Origin of the sequence: Marivirga sp. (genome assembly GCF_024636815.1) — a bacterium.
Taxonomy (GTDB): Bacteria; Bacteroidota; Bacteroidia; order Cytophagales; family Cyclobacteriaceae; genus Marivirga.
The window spans coordinates 1-19454 of the sequence record NZ_JAGXGF010000059.1; the positions used below are offsets into that span (position 1 = coordinate 1).

The window sequence follows — 19454 nt, forward strand, 5'->3', positions numbered from 1 at the left end:
CTTTTCCTATCCCACCTCTAAACAGCGATTTTCTTCCTAAAAATTCCTTACAATAGCCCGCTATTGCTTCAGAATTTTTAGTTGAAACTCACTATTTACAGGCGTTCTGAATCCTAAATTAGAATCGAACTCAGGTTTATAGTTAAAGTACAAACTAACAGTGTAGAAAAATTATTATACCATTTGAAAATAGTTAAGACTAAACCCAGGTAATAAATAATTACGAAGGCAATTAGTCATAATTAAATTTATTTTCAGAAATAATATGGTATACAAAAGGTAACCATACCTAACATTTAACATTAAATTCAAATTTATTATAACTGGATTTTACAAAGACTTGGCTACACCGGCAAACCGAATATCTTCCAGAAAGAATCAATTCTTAGCTATAAGTTTTTTACTGGGATTTTATGGATAAGAACCATTCATAAAATATCAATCGGATTTATGTGAAAGCCCTATTATATTCCATCTTAAAATCAAATAATTATGAAAAGACTATACTATATTATTTTAGCTTTTCTTCTGGTCCTACCCTACAACCTGGATGCTCAAAGAAGAAAAGCCGACAAGACGAAATCATATGATGAAAAACTTTACGATGCACTGGAATGGCGAAGCATAGGACCATTTCGAGGTGGAAGATCAGCTGCAGTAACGGGCGTAATCGGCCAACCCAATTTATTTTATATGGGGGCTACCGGTGGTGGCGTCTGGCGCACCAAGGATGGTGGTAGCACATGGGAGAGTATTTCAGATGGCCATTTTGGAGGCTCAATTGGAGCAGTAGCTGTTGCAGAGAGTGACCCGAACGTTATTTATGTAGGCGGAGGAGAAAAAACTTTGCGCGGAAATATGTCATATGGCTATGGAATGTATAAATCTGTAGATGCCGGAAAAAATTGGGAGCATATCGGATTGGATAACAGCCGTCACATCAGCAGAGTCAGAATACATCCACAAAATCCTGATATTGTATATGCTGCTGTAATGGGTGATATTTTTAAAGATTCGGAAGAAAGAGGTGTCTATAAATCCATTGATGGAGGGAAAACATGGGAAAGAAAACTATTCGCCAATAATAGAGCAGGCGCTGTAGATCTGATTTTGGATCCTAATAATCCTAGAATCATGTATGCTTCTACCTGGAATGTAAGAAGATCTCCCTCTAATTTTTCTAGTGGCGGACCGGGCTCTGATATATGGAAGTCAACTGATAGCGGAGAAAGCTGGGAGAAGCTCTCTGAAAATAAAGGTTTACCAAAAGGCGTATGGGGAATTTCAGGAATCACGGTTTCTCCCCAAAATTCCAATCGAGTGTGGACTATTATTGAAAATGAAAATGGAGGAGTTTTCCGTTCCGATGACGGTGGGAAGACTTGGCAAAAAACCAATGATGATAGAGCGTTGAGACAAAGAGCCTGGTATTATACCAGAATTTATGCTGATACTCAGGATGAGGATATGGTGTATGTGGTGAATGTAGATTATCATCAATCTAAAGACGGTGGAAAAACTTTTACTTCTAGCAGAGCACCACATGGCGATCACCATGATATGTGGATAGATCCAAATGATAATCAAAGAATGATCATGGCTGATGATGGCGGTGCACAGGTAAGTTTTGATGGAGGTGAAAACTGGAGCACTTATATGAATCAAAATACTGCTCAATTTTATAGAGTTACTACTGATAACCATTTTCCATTTAGAATTTATGGCGCCCAGCAAGATAATTCAACCGTACGTATTGCCCACCGAACAACTGGTTCGGTTATCGGAGAACAAGATTGGGAATCAACAGCAGGTGGTGAAAGTGCACATTTAGCAATTGATAATGAAAATAATGACGTGGTTTATGGTGGAAGTTATGATGGCTTTTTAACTCGTTACAATCATAATTCTGAGGAAATTAGAGCCATTAACGTATGGCCGGACAACCCAATGGGGCACGGAGCAGAAGAAATGAAATACCGTTTTCAGTGGAATTTCCCAATATTTACTTCTCCTCATGATCCGAATAAATTATATACGGCTTCCAATCATTTACATGTTACTACCAATGAAGGTCATAAATGGGAAACCATCAGCCCGGATTTAACTCGTAATGATCCAAGTAAATTAGGTCCTTCCGGTGGTCCAATTACAAAGGATAACACAAGTGTAGAATATTACTGTACTATATTCGCAGCAATAGAATCTCCTTATGAAGAAGGTTTATTATGGACAGGTTCGGATGATGGCTTAGTGCATGTGAGTAAAGACGGTGGTGAAAACTGGGAGAATGTAACTCCCGAAAATATGCCTAAATGGATTATGATCAATAGCATTGAGGCAGATCCATTTACAAAAGGAGGGGCTTATATAGCGGCAACTTCTTATAAAAATGGAGATTACCAACCTTATTTATACAAAACCAAGGACTACGGGAAAAGCTGGACAAAAATTATAAATGGAATTCAAAATGACCATTTCACAAGAGTTGTTCGCGCAGATCCAGAGAAAGAAGGATTGCTATATGCCGGAACCGAAACCGAAATGTATATCTCTTTTGATGATGGGGCAAGCTGGAAAAATTTCCAGTTAAACTTACCGATAGTTCCAATCACAGATTTAACTATAAAAGATAATCACCTGATAGCTGCTACTCAGGGAAGAGGCTTTTGGCTGATTGATGATTTAACTGTATTGCACCAATTAAGCGATAAAGTAACACAAAATGATTTTCATCTTTTCCAGCCTAAAAAAACATATAGAATTGGCGGAAGAAGTTATGAATCAAAAACTACTGGAGAAAATATGCAGTCAGGTGTAATTACTTATTTTCATTTGAAGGATACTACTTCTGCAGATACAGTAAAGATCCACTATAAAGAAAAAGGAGGAAAAGTAATTGCTACTTACAGCACTCATCCTGATAAAAAGGCAAAAGAAGAAAAATTGACCATTGAACCCGGCAGCAATCAAATGATATGGAATATGCGATATCCTGATGCAGAAGGATTTGAAGGTATGATTTTATGGTGGTCTTCTACTAGCGGACCAACTGCCCTTCCCGGGGCATATGATGTAGAACTTTCAGTAAATGGAGAGACACAAACACAGGAATTTGAAATTATAAAAGATCCCAGGTCAAGCTCTTCACTAGAAGATCTGAAAGCTCAATTTGATTTCCAAAACCGAGTGATATCAAAACTTTCTGAAACAAACTTAGCTATTCAGGATATCCGAAAAGCTAGAGTTCAGATTGAAGATGTAATTAAAAAAGCAGAAGCTGACACCATAAAAAATATGGGGAAAAGCATTTTGGAAGAAATGAAGGAAATTGAAGAATCGCTTTATCAAACTAAAAATAGAAGCCGCCAGGATCCATTGAACTATCCTATAAGATTAAACAATAAATTAGGTCATTTGAATAGTTTAGTGGGAATGGGCGATTATAAGCCTACTGAATCTGCTATAGAATTTAGTAAAGAGGTTACAGCCAGAATAGATAAGCATTTAGATGCTTTAAATACTATTTTGGATGAAAAAGTAACCGCTTTTAATGAGCTCGTTCAAGCCAACCAAGTAAAGGCCGTCAAATTAGATTGATCCTTTTCAAACTGAGCTAAAAAAAAGAGCAGATGGAAACAAATCCATCTGCTCTTTTAATTTATATCTGAGTTAATTTTATTGCATTAAATAACAACAGAGCTTAACCTTACTAATTCCTCGATCTTGAATTAGATGAAGATCTACTTCTAGAACTTCTATTTTCACTGCTTCTTACCGAAGAATTAGACTTTTTCGCTTTATCATCAAATCTGGAGCTAGTACCATTTCTGGCTGAGCCTGAATTATCGACTCTTGAATTATTAACTCTTGCGTTAGAATTTCTGCTTACTTGATTTCTATTCCCAGAATTTCTTCTAGAAGAATTTTTATTCACTTCTTGTCTCGAATTATTATAAGCATAATTTGGTCTCACACTCCTATTAGCAGCACTACTTTTCGCTGCATAAGTATTATGATTTCCACCACTTCTATAAGCAATGTGATTATGACCATTATGGTGACCATTTCCATGACCTCTATGGTTACAAACTACTTGATGACTTCTATAAAAATTACCATGATAGCCACAATGACCATTACAAATATGTTGCGCTAATGGATAGCTATGAAAATAGTTAACATCCAAAATCATAGCATGCCTTCCGAAGAAGACCTCCACAAACTGACCTCTGTCTTCTAGCAAAACATTATAGAAAATATTTCTTCCTCTACGCTCACGATTGATATGAACAATCTGATGATAAGGATAGTAATAGTCAATTTCATAAAGTACCGCATTTGGAACTGCCCAGTTGTGCGCTGTACCAAAAGAAGCCACAATTTGAAAATTTTGAGATTTTGCAGAATTAGAGAAAAACAATAACCCTAAACCTAAAACGAACGGAAGTAAAATGTGCTTCTTCATAACTTTAATTGTTTGGTGTTATGAAGGATTAACCAAGTATTGTGCCAAAACCAATAAATCATTACCACAAAGAAAAAAGAAAACAAAGGGTAGCCAAAGGCTACTTCTACTTTAACCACTGAGTGTCACAGAGAATTTCACCAAGTTCTACGGAGGAGATTTGCAGCCTTCCGCTATATTTACAGTAAAGAGATTTTAATTTCTTGTTTGTTATTTAATTAAAGTTTAGAAAGTTAAAAGAGATTAAAAATAACCTTATCCTTAACTTTTATTTAGCGAAAACTTCAAAACCACGCAGGTAAAATACAGTCCAAAATAAATAGATTCTTTTTACTGCCTTTGACTTTCCCTTTGTATCCTTTGTGAAAGACTTAGTGCAACTTTGAGGTTAAGACATTTCAGCTTAGCTGAATTAATTTTTGTGGTTAAAGTATAGCAGTTATTTTTCAACATTTCCTTCAGAATTAAGGCTGAGGTTTTTTACCTATTCGTAAGCCGTTCTGCTTACTATACTTCTGCCTAAAGTAATTTCATCTGCATACTCCAATTCACCACCAATTGGGATTCCTCTGGCTATGGTACTGGTTTTAATTCCTAACTGCTTTACTTTTTTACTGATATAGAAAGCAGTTGTATCACCTTCCATAGTAGGGGAAAGTCCGAAAATAATTTCTTTTACTTCTGATTCTGCGGAGGAAACTCTTTCCATCAAACTGTCGATGGTCAAATCCTCAGGCCCAATTCCTTCTATAGGAGAAATAATTCCTCCTAAAACATGATATAAGCCATTATATTGAGAAGTATTTTCGATTGCTAATACATCTCTAGTGTCTTCTACAAGGCAGATAATAGAATTATCTCTTTTATGGCTTTTACAGATATTACAAACCTCCTCATCAGAAATATTGTGGCACTTTTTACAATATTTGATATTCTGACGCATATCTATTAGAGATTGCGCGATATCAGTAGTAAAATTTTCGTCTTGTTTTAATAAATGTAGTACTAATCTTAAAGCAGTCTTTTTACCAATGCCGGGAAGCTTGGAAAATTCATTAACTGCAGATTCGATTAACTTAGAGGAAAACTCCATATTATTCTATCTCCGCATTAATTCCTTCATCTACTATGGCTTGTCTGTAAGGAATTAAATCAACAAAAGAGCCTTTCTTAACTGCACATTTACCTTTATAATGCACCAAAAGGGTGCATTGCTCGGCTTGTTCAGGAGTATGCTTACAAACTTTTACCAATGTATTGATTACGTGGTCAAATGTATTCACATCATCATTGTAAACTATCAAATCATTGATATCCTCATCAGAAGTGGTTTCTAAAACCTCTTCTCTTTTGTCTTCTTCTAACTGATAAAATATTTTAAAATCACTCATCACGATTCAATAACTTTAAAAAAAGCCTAATGTTACAATTAAGCATAATTCACATGCAAATTTACGAAAAATTAACCAACTTCGGATTAATTTAAGAAAAGCCGACCATAAATCTATTTGAGAAATCAGTTTAAATCGGCAATAATTGTAATTTCGAGCTTAACTACCATAATATTCCTTTATGAATCCAATACTGGTCATTTCAGTCATATCCATTTATTTTCTGGTTTTAATGGGGATTTCATGGCTTACTTCCCGCGAAAACGATAATCTAACTTTTTTCACTGCCAATAGACAATCCCCTTGGTATCTGGTGGCATTTGGAATGATCGGAGCTTCGCTTTCTGGCGTAACTTTCATCAGTGTACCTGGTGAAGTGGGTAATACTGCTTTCGCTTATTTTCAGGTCGTATTAGGATATTTGGTTGGCTATTTAGTAATCGCTACCGTTCTACTTCCACTTTATTATCGCCTGAACCTGATTAGTATTTATACTTATTTGGAACAGAGGTTTGGCAAATATTCCTATAAAAGCGGGGCGTTTTTCTTTTTACTATCCAGAATAGTAGGCTCTTCATTTAGATTGTTTTTAGTGGCTGGAGTTTTACAGTTAGCTATTTTTGATGCTTACGGATGGCCATTTTCAGTTACCGTAGCCATTACTATTGCCTTAATTTGGTTATATACTTTCAGGGGCGGTATTAAAACCATTGTTTGGACGGACACCCTGCAAACACTTTTCATGATTTCGGCTGTTGCTATCAGTATTTATTTAATGAAAGATGCTTTAGATATGTCATGGTCACAATTAACTGAGAAAGTTTCTGCTTCAGGCTATTCAGAAATATTTGTTTGGGACTGGCAAAGCGGTCAAAATTTCTTTAAACAATTTATCAGCGGGGCCTTTATAGCCATAGTGATGACAGGTTTAGACCAGGACATGATGCAAAAGAACCTGACTTGTCGATCTTTGAAAGATGCGCAAAAGAATATGTTTTGGTTTTGCATTGTATTGGTGATTGTGAATTTCATGTTCCTAAGCATGGGAGCCTTACTTTACATTTACGCTGGTGAAATGAATATTGCCATTCCTGCCAGAACTGATGATTTATACCCATTACTTGCACTGGAGCATTTTCCTTTGATTGCAGGAGTTGTTTTCCTTTTAGGAATAATTGCCGCTGCCTATTCTAGTGCTGATTCAGCCCTTACAGCCTTAACCACCTCATTTTGTGTGGATTTCTTAGGCTTAGGACAGGATGACAAACCGATTTCAAAGAAAATCAGGATTAAAGTTCACTTGGCTTTTTCTGTCATTTTATTTTTAGTCATCATAGCATTTAAAGCTATTAATGACCAAAGCGTAATTACTGCAGTCTTTAAAGCTGCGGGCTATACCTATGGACCAATTTTGGGGTTATTTACTTTCGGATTGATCACAAAATATCAATTAAAAGATAAATGGGTTCCGCTAATAGCTGTGCTTGCTCCTATCCTTTCTTATATCATCAATGAAAATTCCGAAGCTTGGTTTTACGGTTATAAGTTTGGCTTTGAAATACTGGTAGTCAATGGATTACTTACTTTCTTTGGGTTGTTTTTAATAAAAAAAAATAACTTTGAACTTGTTCACCAATAATTTTGTATTACATTTGTAATACTTAAGGATAAAAAGATGCTTACTACAAGACTAACATCATCGGAAGAAAAGAAACTGACAGAATACTGTGAGCAAAATGGGCTTTCAAAATCTCAGGTTGTTAAAGAGGCACTTGCGCAATATCTTACAAAAAAGTCGGAAGTTTCTGCTTTTGAATCTGGCCAAGATTTATTTGGAGCAGCTTCAAGCAATGAAACCGACCGATCTACTACCTATAAAAAACGCTTAAAAAAGATGCTAGATGAAAAACATTCTCATTGATGCAGGACCTTTAATTGCGCTTTTTGACAGAAGCGACCAATACCATTTAAAAGCTATCTCATTTCTTAAAACACTCGAAAGAGGGTTGATTACAACATGGCCTGTGATTACTGAAACTTCCCATATGCTGAGCTTTAGCACAAAAGCACAGGCTAACTTTTTAGAATGGATAGAAAGAGGTGGCTTGAAAATTTATGAAATGGAGCACGATCATATCAGTCGCCTTTCGGAATTAACCAAAAAATATGATGATGTGCCGATGGATTTGGCAGATGCAAGCTTGATTGTTGTCTCAGAAGTAAAAGGAATTCATCAAATAGCCAGTATAGATTCGGATTTTTATATTTATAGAGATATTCGAAATAAATATCTGGAAAATATTTTTCAGTGAGCTAGCTATTAGGAATTTGTAATTCCGAATTAATTATCCACTGATTTAAAATCTGCTCCTACAAACGGATTACAAATCCTACCATATGTAGTCAAGATTTCAAATCTTGACTAGCAATCCATTAAATCTCCAATTCTTCCATAGGATTCCAAAATACTTTCTCGAAATTCTGAATTTGATTTTCTTTTACTTTAATCCCTTCAGCTTCCAGTGCATTTTGCATCGCATCAGACGTTTCAAAGTGCATTTTACCTGTTAACAATCCATTTCTATTCACCACTCTATGTGCCGGGATACCCTCCATAACATGTGATGCATTCATGGCATACCCTACAACTCTGGAACTTTTTGCCGCTCCCAAGTATTTAGCAATGGCACCATAAGATGTCACTCTTCCTTTTGGGATTAATCGGACAACTTGGTATACCTGATCGAAAAAATCATTCTTTTCCTTCATAAACTATGCAGACTGCTTTTACTTTTCTATTTTTGACATTTCAGCTGATTCAATTTTGGCTCCTATCCTCCCTTTTGGGGGAGATACAGAGCCTTTTAAAATTCCGTTGTGTATCCTCAAATAATAAGTCGGTCATGAACCGTTTTATATGGCTAAATTAATTTATATTTTCTTAATACCATGGTCTTTATTTGCCTATGCCAGTCAGGCGCAGGCTTATGCTGACATTCCTCATGATAGTACTTTAGAAGTTTTCTTAGAAAATGGCAAAAAAGGTATTAAAAATGAAAGTGGAAATATATTGCTTAATGCCAAATACGAGGCTTTTGGCTGGTCTGACGGCAAAAGCAGAAATATTAGTGAATTTATTGGTTACAAAGAAAATGACTTATGGGGTTTAATGTCCAGGGACTTTGAAACAATTTCAAAAGCAAGATATAATTGCTTAATTCCTTATGATGATGACTTATTCATAGTTTCACAGAAAAGTAAATATTCTAAAGTTTTGTTTTATGGACTCATCAAAGCTAATGGAAAGCCGAAAATAAAGCCAAGCTACCGAAATATATATCCTGCCGGCAATCACCTCATCACTGCAACAAAAAAAGAAAAAGACATCTACTTCGGAATAATTAATTCCTCTGGCAAAACAGAAGTTCCATTTGAGTATTTCCACATAGCTTATTTAGGATATAATAATTTTACCCTCACAAAAAATAATGGGGAAAAAGAACTCATAAAACTAGCTTCAAAACCTGAAGTATTATTAAAAAATATGGACAGTGTCTCAACTTTCAGAGATGGTGTGGCTATAATTTTTAGAAATGGTAAGCAAGGACTCATCCGGCAAGACGGCAAAATTTTATTGCCAATCGAATATAAAAAGATCGAATGGAATAATGGTAAGCACATCTTTGTCACACCGCTTGATAAATGGACCATCATAAATAAAAAGGGAAGAGAGATTGGTATGCAAGAAGCCGACTCCATTTTTTATCTTAATGATAGCTTATTAGTAAAAAACACTTCTTCATTTGCGCAAATTCATAATACTATTAAACAAGAGAACAGGCAAGTATTCCAGGCTGATATAATAGGTGTTTTTGGAGATAATTTCATTCTAAATAAGGCAACCCAGACATATATAGCCAGAGACAGCAATAAAATAATCAGTGAGAAATTTAATGGCGAAGTTATTTGGAATGAGGATTTCTTTGTAGCAAAAAAGAAGACCTATCAGGGTTATGAATACATCATCATCAACACAAAGGGTGAATCCTTAGCAGCTGATTCATATAAATTTTCAGATGCTTCAATTGCATTAAAAATAAAATCAAATTGGGGTGTTTTTAATAAGAATTTAGAAGAAATCATCCCTCCTCTTTACGGCAAAATTCAGAGAAACGGAGCTCATTATATAGTAAACTTCAAAGATCAATATGGCGTAATTGACCAAGAAAATAATTGGATAATCCCACCTCAATACAGAGAAATAAAACCTATAGACAACTCCCACTATAAAATGGTAGATAAATATCTGCGAGAATTTATAGCTGATGGAAACCAAAAATCGGAAGCGCGATTGTATTATGATTTCTATGGCAGTTTTGTAGTGGAGCAAGATTTAAATGATAAATTTAGATTAGTTGATATCAACGGAAATGCGCTAACTGATTTTATGAAAGGCAAATATAGCGGACATGGAAACTCAGCAATCTTATTTCGAAATGGCGATCAACATATTTCATTAAATAAACATGGCGACCAACTTTTTAGAATAAATAGTTATGATACTATCATTTTTTCCAATGATGAATACATAGCCATTCAAAAAAATGGCCACTGGGGTTTTATTAATCATGATGGTATTTTAAGAATTGCTAATCGATATGATGCCGTTCGCTCATTTCATGATGATAGGTCAGCAATTAAAATCAGAAATTCATGGGGATTTATAAACCGAAGCGAAGATTTAGTTATTCAACCCTATTATTCTAAAGTATCTGATTTTGAAAATAATACCGCATTTGTTCTTTTCAATAATAAATATGGATTAGTTGATGTAAATGGTAATTTTATTATCGAAGCCGAATATGATGAAATCATAAAAGAGAAAGGATTTTATTTATTACGTAAAGGATCAAAATGGGGGATTGCCAATTTGAACGGTAACGTCATTAGCTACCCGAATTTCGATAATATTGTGGTGGGAAATGATTTCTTCAAAGTAGAAAAATATGAAACAACCAGAATCCTATCCGAAAAAGGAACTTCCCTTATTGACAATCAATACGATGAAATTTATTTTGATGAAAAATTGAACGTTTTCTTAGCCAAGAAAAAAGCTAAAAAGAAACAGGTTTTCTTAACCGATATTTTAAGCGGAGATTATCCTTAATCCATTTGTCGAATTTTATTTAGTCTCTTCCCATTATTCCTTCTTTTTATTACACTTTAGCTGATTGAATATAAAACTGACTGGCTTTCACCAAATTTTTATACCATCAATAGAAATATTCATTTCTATTTTTTCGATAAGATGTGATTTTTAGCGTATATTTAAGTTGTTTTTAGGGATGAATTGAAATAATTTAATATCCTGAGTACTTTTTATGGCTTACAAATTAGGACATACTGCTGAAATTGCTTCTGAACTTCCAGGAGAACTTCTTTTTAAAATAATGAAGGAAAGCTCATTTGTTGAAGCAAATGGAGTTCCTGCAAAAGCATTGAGCAATATGCTGAATTTCATCAACCAGGAATTTGGAGCTGATGAACACTGGGTGGTAGAAGAAAATAAAAAAGACAATTGCCTTAAATGGGATTTAGATAATCCTCTTATTAAAGAAAGTATCCCTTTCAATCATGAATTGAAAGAGAAAAGTCAACATCCATTCTTTACAGTTGAAATCAATAAGCCATTTTTATTATTTAAACACCATTTGATTTTTCCAATCGATATAAATGACAAAAAAATTTATATCGGTTTCTCTTCACAACATAAATTTGATTTAACATCTCAAGACAAAAAATTCTTTCATGTTATTTCTGAAAGGTTAAAAGAGTTAATCTTATTGATCAATAATGAAAGGAAGGAAAAATCAAAATCTCAGCGGTTAGAGACTATATTAGATAGGCTTCCTCAAGCCATTGTTTTTACAGAAAATAAAAATGGTGATACTTGGTTGAATAATGAGGCTCTTGAAATATTTGGATTAGGGAAAAATGAAAAATCGATTTCTTCAGAACTTTTCAATAAAAAATTAGCCGAACTTAAGCTAAAAGTAACCAATAAAGAAGAGGTAGAATTAGTAGGCAGCAATATGATTAGCTTAAACACGCTACCTTCTAGTTTTGGTGAAGATTGGATTTGGAAATTTGAAAATACAGTCCTAAAAGTTATTCGTAAAAATGCTTATATCGCTGGAAAAGAAGGCGAATTATGGGTTTTTGATAATGTAAGCGAGCTTTATTTTGCCAATGAAAGACTAAATTCTCTTTTCAGAAAACTTAATGTGGCCTATAATGAGATTAATGCCAACCTTACCGAATTTCAGAGCAAATCGAGTAGTAAAAGTATTACCGATTTGGAAGCTGAGGAATCACGTATTATTCAGCAATATGATGATAACGATATCTTAGGAAAGGTTACTCATGATCTAAGGACTCCATTTGCCAAAGTTTATACTATTGTTCAGCTCCTTTTATCCGATAATGAAGAAAACTTGAGTGATCAACAAGTAGAAAGAATTAATCTTATTAAGCAAGTAGTTGCCGATGGGTTGCAAATCGTAAAAGGATTTCTGGACACTGGCAATATGGTATTGGACGATAAGAAATTTAAGCCAGAGGTTATAGATATTCAAGCATTCATAGATAACAGCTTAATGCCATATGAACTTTTATCAGCCAAAAAGAATATTATTTTTATAACGCAAGTGCTTGATAAAAATCTAAAACTCGAAGTTGACAGAACTTACCTTAGAAGAATTGTTGACAATTTGGTTTCAAATGCCATCAAGTTCTCTCCTAATGAAACCCAAATAACTTACACCATCTATCAAGAAGGAAGTGAAATCATTTTTTCTGTAAAAGACCAAGGACCTGGTCTCACAGATGATGACAAAAGCCGTTTATTTAAGAAATATCAGCAATTATCAGCCAAACCAATCGGTACAGATGAATCTACTGGCTTAGGACTTTACATTGTAAAAACCATGGTCGATAAAATGGGTGGAAGAATCTGGGTGGAAAGTGAAAAAGGAAAAGGAGCTGAATTTAAAGTAGCTTTAAAAGCTAAGGCTTAACTCTCCTAAACAAAAAAACATCCTAATTATCCTCTATATTTCTCTAAAGTATTATACTTTAGATTTCTAAATCTAAAAACAGCATTACTCTTTAAATGTTAAATAAAGCCAATTAGCAATTTCTAGAGAATCTGTTAATGATCAATTGATAACTTATTTATAATTAAATTTTAGAATCCATATAAATCACTATGAAGAATTTATATCTACTTGGCGTCCTAATTATATTTTTTGCATGCTCACCTGAAAAAGAAAAGATTGACCTCTCCGGAAAATGGATTGGAGAAATCAGTATGCAGGGTAAAACCATGCCTTTTGAAATGCAAATCCAAGAAGAAAAAGACGGTAGCATTAAGGCTGGAATTATTAATGGAGAGGAACAAATTATTCTTGATGAAATCAAAAAAAGAAATGATTCTCTTCATATTCCTTTACATATTTTTGATATTACTATAGATGTGAAAATAGGTAATAATGTATTAGCAGGCACTTATACTAAACATTATGAAGAAGACTATGTCCTTCCCATCACATTTCACAAAGGTGAAAACAGATTTATAAAAAATTCAGAAAATGAACAACCTGCTGACTTTTCAGGAAAATGGGAAGTAACCTTCATTGAGCCTAAAGAGCAAGACACCACTGAAGCTGTTGGGATAATTGAGCAAAATGGAAAGGATATTAAAGGAACATTCTTAACACCATTAGGAGATTACCGCTATTTAGTTGGTATTGCAGAAGGAAATCAAATGAAATTAAGCACTTTTGACGGGAATCATGCCTATCTTTTTGAAGCCGAATTGCAAAGTGGTGATACTTTAAAAGGTGATTTTTACTCAGGAAAAGATTGGTATGAAAGTTGGACTGCTTTCAGAAATGAAGAGGCAGATCTACCTCATCCTGATTCCTTAACCTTTCTGAAAAAAGGATATGACAATATTGCGTTCAGCTTTCCAGATTTGGAAGGAAAAAAAGTGAGCTTAAACGATGAGAAATACAAAGGCAAAGTAGTCATCGTTCAATTATTTGGTACTTGGTGTCCTAATTGTATGGATGAAACCAAGTTTCTTACCCAATGGTATGATGAGAATAAAGATAGAGAAGTTGAAATTATAGGGTTGGCCTATGAAGCAAAAGATGATTTTGAGTATGCAAAAAGCAGGGTGGAGAAAATGATTAAGAAGTATGATGTGAAATATGACTTCCTGATTGCTGGCACTAATGATAAGGAAGAAGCTTCTAAAACACTTCCAATGCTAAATCGTGTTATTTCATTCCCTACTATGATTATAATTGACAAGAATGGTGAACTAGTTAGTATCCACACTGGTTTTAATGGCCCCGGGACGGGGAAATATTATGATGAATTTGTCCAGGATTTCAACACAAAAATGGACAGTCTACTAAATGAATAAAATATGAGTTCTTTTTTCAAATATCCACTGATTATCGTGGCTTTCATTGCTTTTCCCAAGCTTTCTTATGCCCAAGAAATAGATGTGAAATATGAAAAAGAGGAAAAAATCAAGCAAGAAGAATTCCCTGAAGTAGCATTGGAATTAATTAAACCTATTCTCAAAAAAGGAAAAAGAACACGATATTTTAAGGATCATGAAGAGGATAATTATTTTTTTGAAGTCAAAACAATCTATAAGGATGAAAAAATAAGTGTCAAGTTTTATAAAGACGGCAGCCTTTTGGATATCGAAATCTTAAAAGAATTAGATGAGCTCCCAAAAGATATTCAGAAAAATATCCAGCAATATTTTCAATCTAATTATAAAAAACATCAGCTAATTAGAATTCAAATCCAATATAATAGAGAAGAGGAATACGAAGATGGGGAATTGGAAATAGATGATGATGAAGAATATGTAGCTGAATTTTTAGAGATGGATCTGGATGATCTTATTATCAAATATGAAATTGAAGCTGAAGTACTAAATCAGGATAACGAAAGAGGCTTTTTCGAATTTCTTTTCGATGCTGAGGGTAAAAAAGAACAAATCAAGAAAATCATTAAAAGGACTGATGACAACGTACTTTATTAAAAGTCTTATTCTCTGTTTCTTTTTCATTCAATTTGTAGGACAAGCTCAAAAAAGTCCTTCTATCCGTTGGGAGCCCGGAATATCTCTAACAAAAAAAATCGATAGCAGGTGGAGTTATAATATTTCACTTACGGGAAGACAACGATTCACTAACTACGGAGAAGGAGAAAAAAATTTCAAAACCGATCGATGGGAAATTAGAAGTTTTGGAACCTATACCCTTTTTGGTGGTAAAAAACTGAGTTTAGGCTATATGTACAGAACAGTGGATCCATTTGAACCACAAAGTGGTTGGGAGCACAGAATTACGCAACAATTTGCCTTTATTACAAATTTTGGAGGCTATAGACTAGGAAATAAATTTAGGATAGAGCAAAGATTCCGTTCTTTTGACTATTTAACCAGGTTAAGATATGCCATTAGTAATGATTTTCCATTGCAGGGTGAAAATCTAGACCCGAAAGAATTTTATCTGATTGCAGGAAATGAGCTGGTTTACGCCTTTAATAGAGTTGGTGATGAACTTGAAAACAGATTTTCATTGGGAATAGGAAGACTTATCAAAAGTGGGCAAAAAATCCAATTCTCAATGGTGAACCGAAACAGCGATTTGATAAGTAATGAGCGTGACCATAATATTCAGTTTGAAAGCGTTTATTACTTTAGTTTTTGAATTAAATTTCTGCTGTGGAAAACTTTCCGGAATGTCTTCTTGTTTGAACCTTGAAAGCTGTAATTTTGCAGTATCCTCAGGGTGTTAAACAAATTTTGGTGAACCTAACAAGTATGACAATACCGGGTGAAGCAAGCTTGTAAAGCCAGGCCTCATGCCGACTTCGGTCGGTGCCTCGTTTACCGTTTTACGGTATTCAGGATAACAGTGGAAGGCTGATCAGGTAAGCAGCCCAAATCCTGTAATAATCGGGGTTCACGCAATTTCTTTGATGCTCTGAGGTTCTTTTTGTTGGATGTGGGGTGAAGAATGATGGATTTTTGAAAGTGCAATTTCATAGATTACCCAACTTTATTTCCACATATTCCTTTTCTTAGCCGTGTACAGACCTTCGGTTCTGACCTAAACTTTCTGCTTCAATCTTCCAACTTTCCTTCCATTCATCAAAGATGAAGCTCATTCCCTAACAATTTCCTTACTTTTTGATTTTGGTATTCATATATTCAAGGAAAATAAATAATACTATGACAAAATATATACTCACATTTGCATTAAGTACTATTGCCTTTTTAGGTTTTAGCCAAGTACCTCAAGAGGTAGATACTCGCCACTACGATATAGTGGAAGCCGTTTCCGAAGACAGAATTGAAAGTGATATCAGAACTTTAGCAGGATTTGGAACCAGAAATACATTCTCGGATACGGTTTCGAATACACGTGGAATTGGTGCCGCCAGAAGATGGATAAAAGCAGAATTTGATAAAATTTCTGAAGAATGTGGCGGTTGCCTGGAAGTATTTTATCAAAAAGATTTTGTGACAAAAGAAGGCAACAGCAGAGTGCCAAAAGATGCTTGGGTAGTGAATGTAATTGCTATTCAAAAAGGTACTGATTATCCTAACAACCATGTATTAATGTCAGGAGATATAGATTCTCGTGCTAGTAATACTATGGATTATGAAACTGATGCGCCCGGAGCTAATGACAATGCTTCTGGAATGGCAGGTACCATTGAAGCTGCTAGAGTGCTTTCAAAATACAAATTCAAAAACAGCATTGTTTATGTTGGGCTTTCTGGAGAAGAACAAGGATTGTTTGGTGGAGCTGGACTTGCCAAATATGCGAAGGAAAAGGAATGGAATATTATAGGTATTCTTAATAATGATATGATTGGAAATATTGAAGGAGTGGATGGCGTAATTGACAACCGCACCTTCAGAATATTCTCTGAGCCTGTTCCTCCAACTGAAACAGAAAGAGAACGCACTATGCGCAGATATTATGGAGGTGAAGTGGATGGAATTTCCAGACAATTGGCTCGTTATGTGCACAAGCAAACCCAAACTTATATGCCTGAAATGAATCCAATGATGATTTACAGATTGGATAGATTTGGAAGAGGTGGTCATCACAGACCTTTTAATGATTTGGGCTTTGCTGGTATACGAATTATGGAAGCCCATGAAAACTATAATAGACAACATCAGGATATTCGAGTGGAAGATGGTATAGAATATGGAGATGTAGTGGAAGGCGTGAACTTTGGATATGCTAAAAAACTCACTGCTGTAAATGCTATTTCTCTAGCTGGATTGGCCTGGGCACCACCTGCACCACAAAATGTAGGGATAGGTGGAGTGGTAGAGCCATCAGCCAAATTAGCCTGGGATAAATCAGATGATAACAATATAGTTGGTTATAAGATTTACTGGAGATTGACTACCTCCCCTACTTGGGATAATTTCCGTTATGTTGGAAAAGTAAATGAACATACTTTAGAAGGAATTGTAATAGACAATTATTATTTCGGTGTGGCTGCAGTTGATAAAAATGGAAATGAGTCAGTAGTAGTTTTTCCAGAAAGAGTGATCAGATAAAATTACGAAATCATTAAATGAGAAGGAGGTTTGCTGGATTAGCAAGCCTTCTTTTTGTTTAAACCTAAAAACTAAATGCTAATCGACAAATTTATTGAATCTATCTTAATTACTTACATTAGTTAACATTTTCCATGTTAGTTCGTTTGATAGTCATCACCAAAAAATTTAGATGATGAAAAAGCCAATTTTTATTCTGGGAGTACTATTGTTATTTATTTCACCCTCAATTTCAGCACAGGTAAATAACTATAATGTCAATATAGTTGATTTCCATAGTATCAGTAATAACTCAGCTTATACTGTATATGTAAAACAATCCAACAAAGAAGAAATTAGAGTTGAGGCTGAAAAAGAAATTTATGAATTATCTGAATTCATAGTTGAAGAAGGCGTACTACATATAAATATTAAAAAAGACGATTCTAAAACTAGTAAGAGTATTTGGCAAAAAATAGATAATATTAAGCTTTTGCCAACACTTAAAGTGTATGTTTCTATTAAGGATGTTCAAAAATTATCTGTGAATGGAAATGGTAGGCTTATTACAGAGAATTCCATTGCAGCAGATAATCTTGATCTACTTGTTGCAGGAACTGGAAGCATGGAAGTAGATGTAAAAACCAAAAACATAGATGCTAAATTAGCCGGGCCCGGGAATCTAACTATTAAAGGTTATACCGATAATTTGGTACTGGAAAACAGTGGTGCAGGCAGTATAGAAGCCTTCGAATTTGAAGCGCAAAATGCGAATGCCAGCTTGTATGGTTTAGGATCGATAAAAATTAATGTTTCCGATAAGCTAGACGCGAAAATTTACGGAAGTGGAAATATGTTAGTAAGAGGTGCTACTAAAGAAATTATCAAAAAGGAATATGGATCAGGGAATGTAGAGAGGAAGAATTAATTTTTCTCATCTGCTTTTTAATTGAAGCACATTAAGGGGTTTGAATGGATAAACCTAGTTTTATTCCTTTTAAACAAAGTAAAATGCAACAATAAGCGTACAAATTCGGTATACTTAAGTAGAATGACTTGTTATTAAGTTTTTTTTTATAATTTAAAAATCAACAAAATGTCAACGATAAAAGAGAAAACACTAAAAGAATTAGAAAATAAAGTAAACGATTTAGAAAGCTTTATTGCTAAAAGAGGTATTGGTTCTAGCTATTTATCAAGAGCAGAGAAAATTCAAAGAAATTTCAACATCGGATTATTTGTAGGTGGAGTAGCTTTAGTTGGCGGTATTGTAGCCTATACTTTATTGAAAGATGAAGAAGATGAAGAGTAAATAATTATGACATATCAGAGATTTGAGAAGCCTGACTTTTATTAGTCAGGCTTTTTTTGTTTTTGGGTTTTGAAATACTGCATTTACAGCTACGGTCGAAGCGTCCGCTTCAACCAAATCATTAAAATGCAACCAATAAAAATCAATTTGCAAATTCCATATGTTCCTGCCATTTGATAAGGGTATATTTCTTTATTCCTTTAGCATCGGTAAATGAAAGAAAACCATATTCATAACAAAAAAGATAGACGTTTCCTTTTCCGTTCTTCCAGTAATGCGTAAAATAGTTAGGACTGAAGCCATGATTAGCTAACCCCTCTGTCCTGACCATAGCTTTTCCAGCACGGTTGTAATTTTTTAATATTCTTCTATTCAGCTTAAGCTGTTTATCGATCTTCTTGAATAAGCTCGATTCATTTTCCTTATTTCTTTGATAGTGGAAATTAGATTTACAATAAGCACTACAAAACTTCTTGCCTTCCCTGCCTATCACCTCTTCTCCACAATTTGGACATGCCTTCATAACCGTAGATTTAAACGTTTAATAAACGTTTAAATCTACGGTTAATTTTGGAAAACTTAAAATTACCGTCAGTATTTGCATTAAAAAAGAAGTTATGGCATTCGAAA

Annotated in this window: 17 protein-coding genes; 12 read left to right on the top strand and 5 right to left on the bottom strand. The window is 34.4% G+C overall.

The window, feature by feature from the left end:
* Nucleotides 1-492 precede the first annotated feature (492 nt).
* Complete coding sequence (locus Q0L29_RS04535; RefSeq protein ID WP_296619453.1) at nt 493-3597, top strand: sialidase family protein; 3105 nt, start codon at nt 493-495, stop codon at nt 3595-3597.
* A gap of 112 nt (nt 3598-3709) precedes the next feature.
* Here the strand turns inward: Q0L29_RS04535 and Q0L29_RS04540 are convergent, their stop codons facing one another.
* The 3 genes from Q0L29_RS04540 to Q0L29_RS04550 all read right to left on the bottom strand — a co-directional run bounded on the left by Q0L29_RS04540 (nt 3710) and on the right by Q0L29_RS04550 (nt 5856).
* The gene (locus Q0L29_RS04540; protein ID WP_296619454.1) at nt 3710-4465 is read right to left on the bottom strand and encodes a hypothetical protein; all 756 of its coding nucleotides are present in this window, start codon (nt 4463-4465) and stop codon (nt 3710-3712) included.
* A gap of 484 nt (nt 4466-4949) precedes the next feature.
* The gene (gene recR, locus Q0L29_RS04545) at nt 4950-5558 is read right to left on the bottom strand and encodes a recombination mediator RecR (RefSeq protein WP_296619455.1); all 609 of its coding nucleotides are present in this window, start codon (nt 5556-5558) and stop codon (nt 4950-4952) included.
* Nucleotide 5559: 1 nt separating this feature from the next.
* Nucleotides 5560-5856, bottom strand: coding sequence for an ATP-dependent Clp protease adaptor ClpS (locus Q0L29_RS04550; protein WP_296619456.1), 297 nt, complete (start codon nt 5854-5856; stop codon nt 5560-5562).
* A gap of 181 nt (nt 5857-6037) precedes the next feature.
* On the opposite strand from Q0L29_RS04550, the gene Q0L29_RS04555 reads away from it, so the two are divergent.
* The 3 genes from Q0L29_RS04555 to Q0L29_RS04565 are packed head-to-tail and all read left to right on the top strand — an operon-like array spanning nt 6038 to nt 8168.
* Entirely contained in the window at nt 6038-7495 is a 1458-nt protein-coding gene (locus Q0L29_RS04555; RefSeq protein ID WP_296619457.1) for a sodium:solute symporter, read from the top strand.
* Between the two features lie 36 nt (nt 7496-7531).
* Nucleotides 7532-7777, top strand: a complete 246-nt coding sequence (locus Q0L29_RS04560; protein ID WP_296619458.1) for a ribbon-helix-helix protein, CopG family — start codon at nt 7532-7534, stop codon at nt 7775-7777.
* Nucleotides 7758-8168 (top strand): type II toxin-antitoxin system VapC family toxin, encoded by a 411-nt coding sequence (locus tag Q0L29_RS04565; protein WP_296619459.1) that lies wholly within the window; start codon nt 7758-7760, stop codon nt 8166-8168. Before Q0L29_RS04560 ends, Q0L29_RS04565 begins: the two co-directional genes overlap by 20 nt.
* A 121-nt stretch (nt 8169-8289) precedes the next feature.
* Here the strand turns inward: Q0L29_RS04565 and Q0L29_RS04570 are convergent, their stop codons facing one another.
* Nucleotides 8290-8625, bottom strand: coding sequence for an MGMT family protein (locus Q0L29_RS04570; protein WP_296619460.1), 336 nt, complete (start codon nt 8623-8625; stop codon nt 8290-8292).
* A 148-nt stretch (nt 8626-8773) separates the two neighbouring features.
* Between Q0L29_RS04570 and Q0L29_RS04575 the strand changes: the two genes are divergently transcribed.
* The 8 genes from Q0L29_RS04575 (at nt 8774) to Q0L29_RS04610 (ending at nt 18824) form a co-directional block, all read left to right on the top strand.
* Nucleotides 8774-11023: a WG repeat-containing protein gene (locus Q0L29_RS04575; RefSeq protein WP_296619461.1), complete on the top strand. Its 2250-nt coding sequence runs from the start codon at nt 8774-8776 to the stop codon at nt 11021-11023.
* 214 nt (nt 11024-11237) lie between these two features.
* The gene (locus Q0L29_RS04580) at nt 11238-12932 is read left to right on the top strand and encodes an ATP-binding protein (protein ID WP_296619462.1); all 1695 of its coding nucleotides are present in this window, start codon (nt 11238-11240) and stop codon (nt 12930-12932) included.
* A 191-nt stretch (nt 12933-13123) separates the two neighbouring features.
* Nucleotides 13124-14347: a TlpA disulfide reductase family protein gene (locus Q0L29_RS04585; protein ID WP_296619463.1), complete on the top strand. Its 1224-nt coding sequence runs from the start codon at nt 13124-13126 to the stop codon at nt 14345-14347.
* Nucleotides 14348-14350: 3 nt separating this feature from the next.
* Nucleotides 14351-14983 (top strand): hypothetical protein, encoded by a 633-nt coding sequence (locus Q0L29_RS04590; RefSeq protein ID WP_296619464.1) that lies wholly within the window; start codon nt 14351-14353, stop codon nt 14981-14983.
* The gene (locus Q0L29_RS04595; RefSeq protein WP_296619465.1) at nt 14964-15656 is read left to right on the top strand and encodes a DUF2490 domain-containing protein; all 693 of its coding nucleotides are present in this window, start codon (nt 14964-14966) and stop codon (nt 15654-15656) included. Before Q0L29_RS04590 ends, Q0L29_RS04595 begins: the two co-directional genes overlap by 20 nt.
* 524 nt (nt 15657-16180) lie before the next feature.
* Nucleotides 16181-17533: a M28 family peptidase gene (locus Q0L29_RS04600; protein WP_296619466.1), complete on the top strand. Its 1353-nt coding sequence runs from the start codon at nt 16181-16183 to the stop codon at nt 17531-17533.
* Between the two features lie 172 nt (nt 17534-17705).
* Nucleotides 17706-18440 carry a head GIN domain-containing protein gene (locus Q0L29_RS04605; protein ID WP_296619467.1) on the top strand — a complete coding sequence of 245 codons (735 nt, stop codon included), beginning with the start codon at nt 17706-17708 and terminating at the stop codon, nt 18438-18440.
* Nucleotides 18441-18608: 168 nt separating this feature from the next.
* On the top strand, nt 18609-18824 hold the full coding sequence (locus Q0L29_RS04610) for a hypothetical protein (RefSeq protein ID WP_296619468.1): 216 nt from the start codon (nt 18609-18611) through the stop codon (nt 18822-18824).
* 142 nt (nt 18825-18966) lie between these two features.
* On the opposite strand, the gene Q0L29_RS04615 is transcribed toward Q0L29_RS04610, so the two are convergent.
* Complete coding sequence (locus Q0L29_RS04615) at nt 18967-19347, bottom strand: hypothetical protein (protein WP_296619469.1); 381 nt, start codon at nt 19345-19347, stop codon at nt 18967-18969.
* Nucleotides 19348-19454 lie beyond the last annotated feature (107 nt).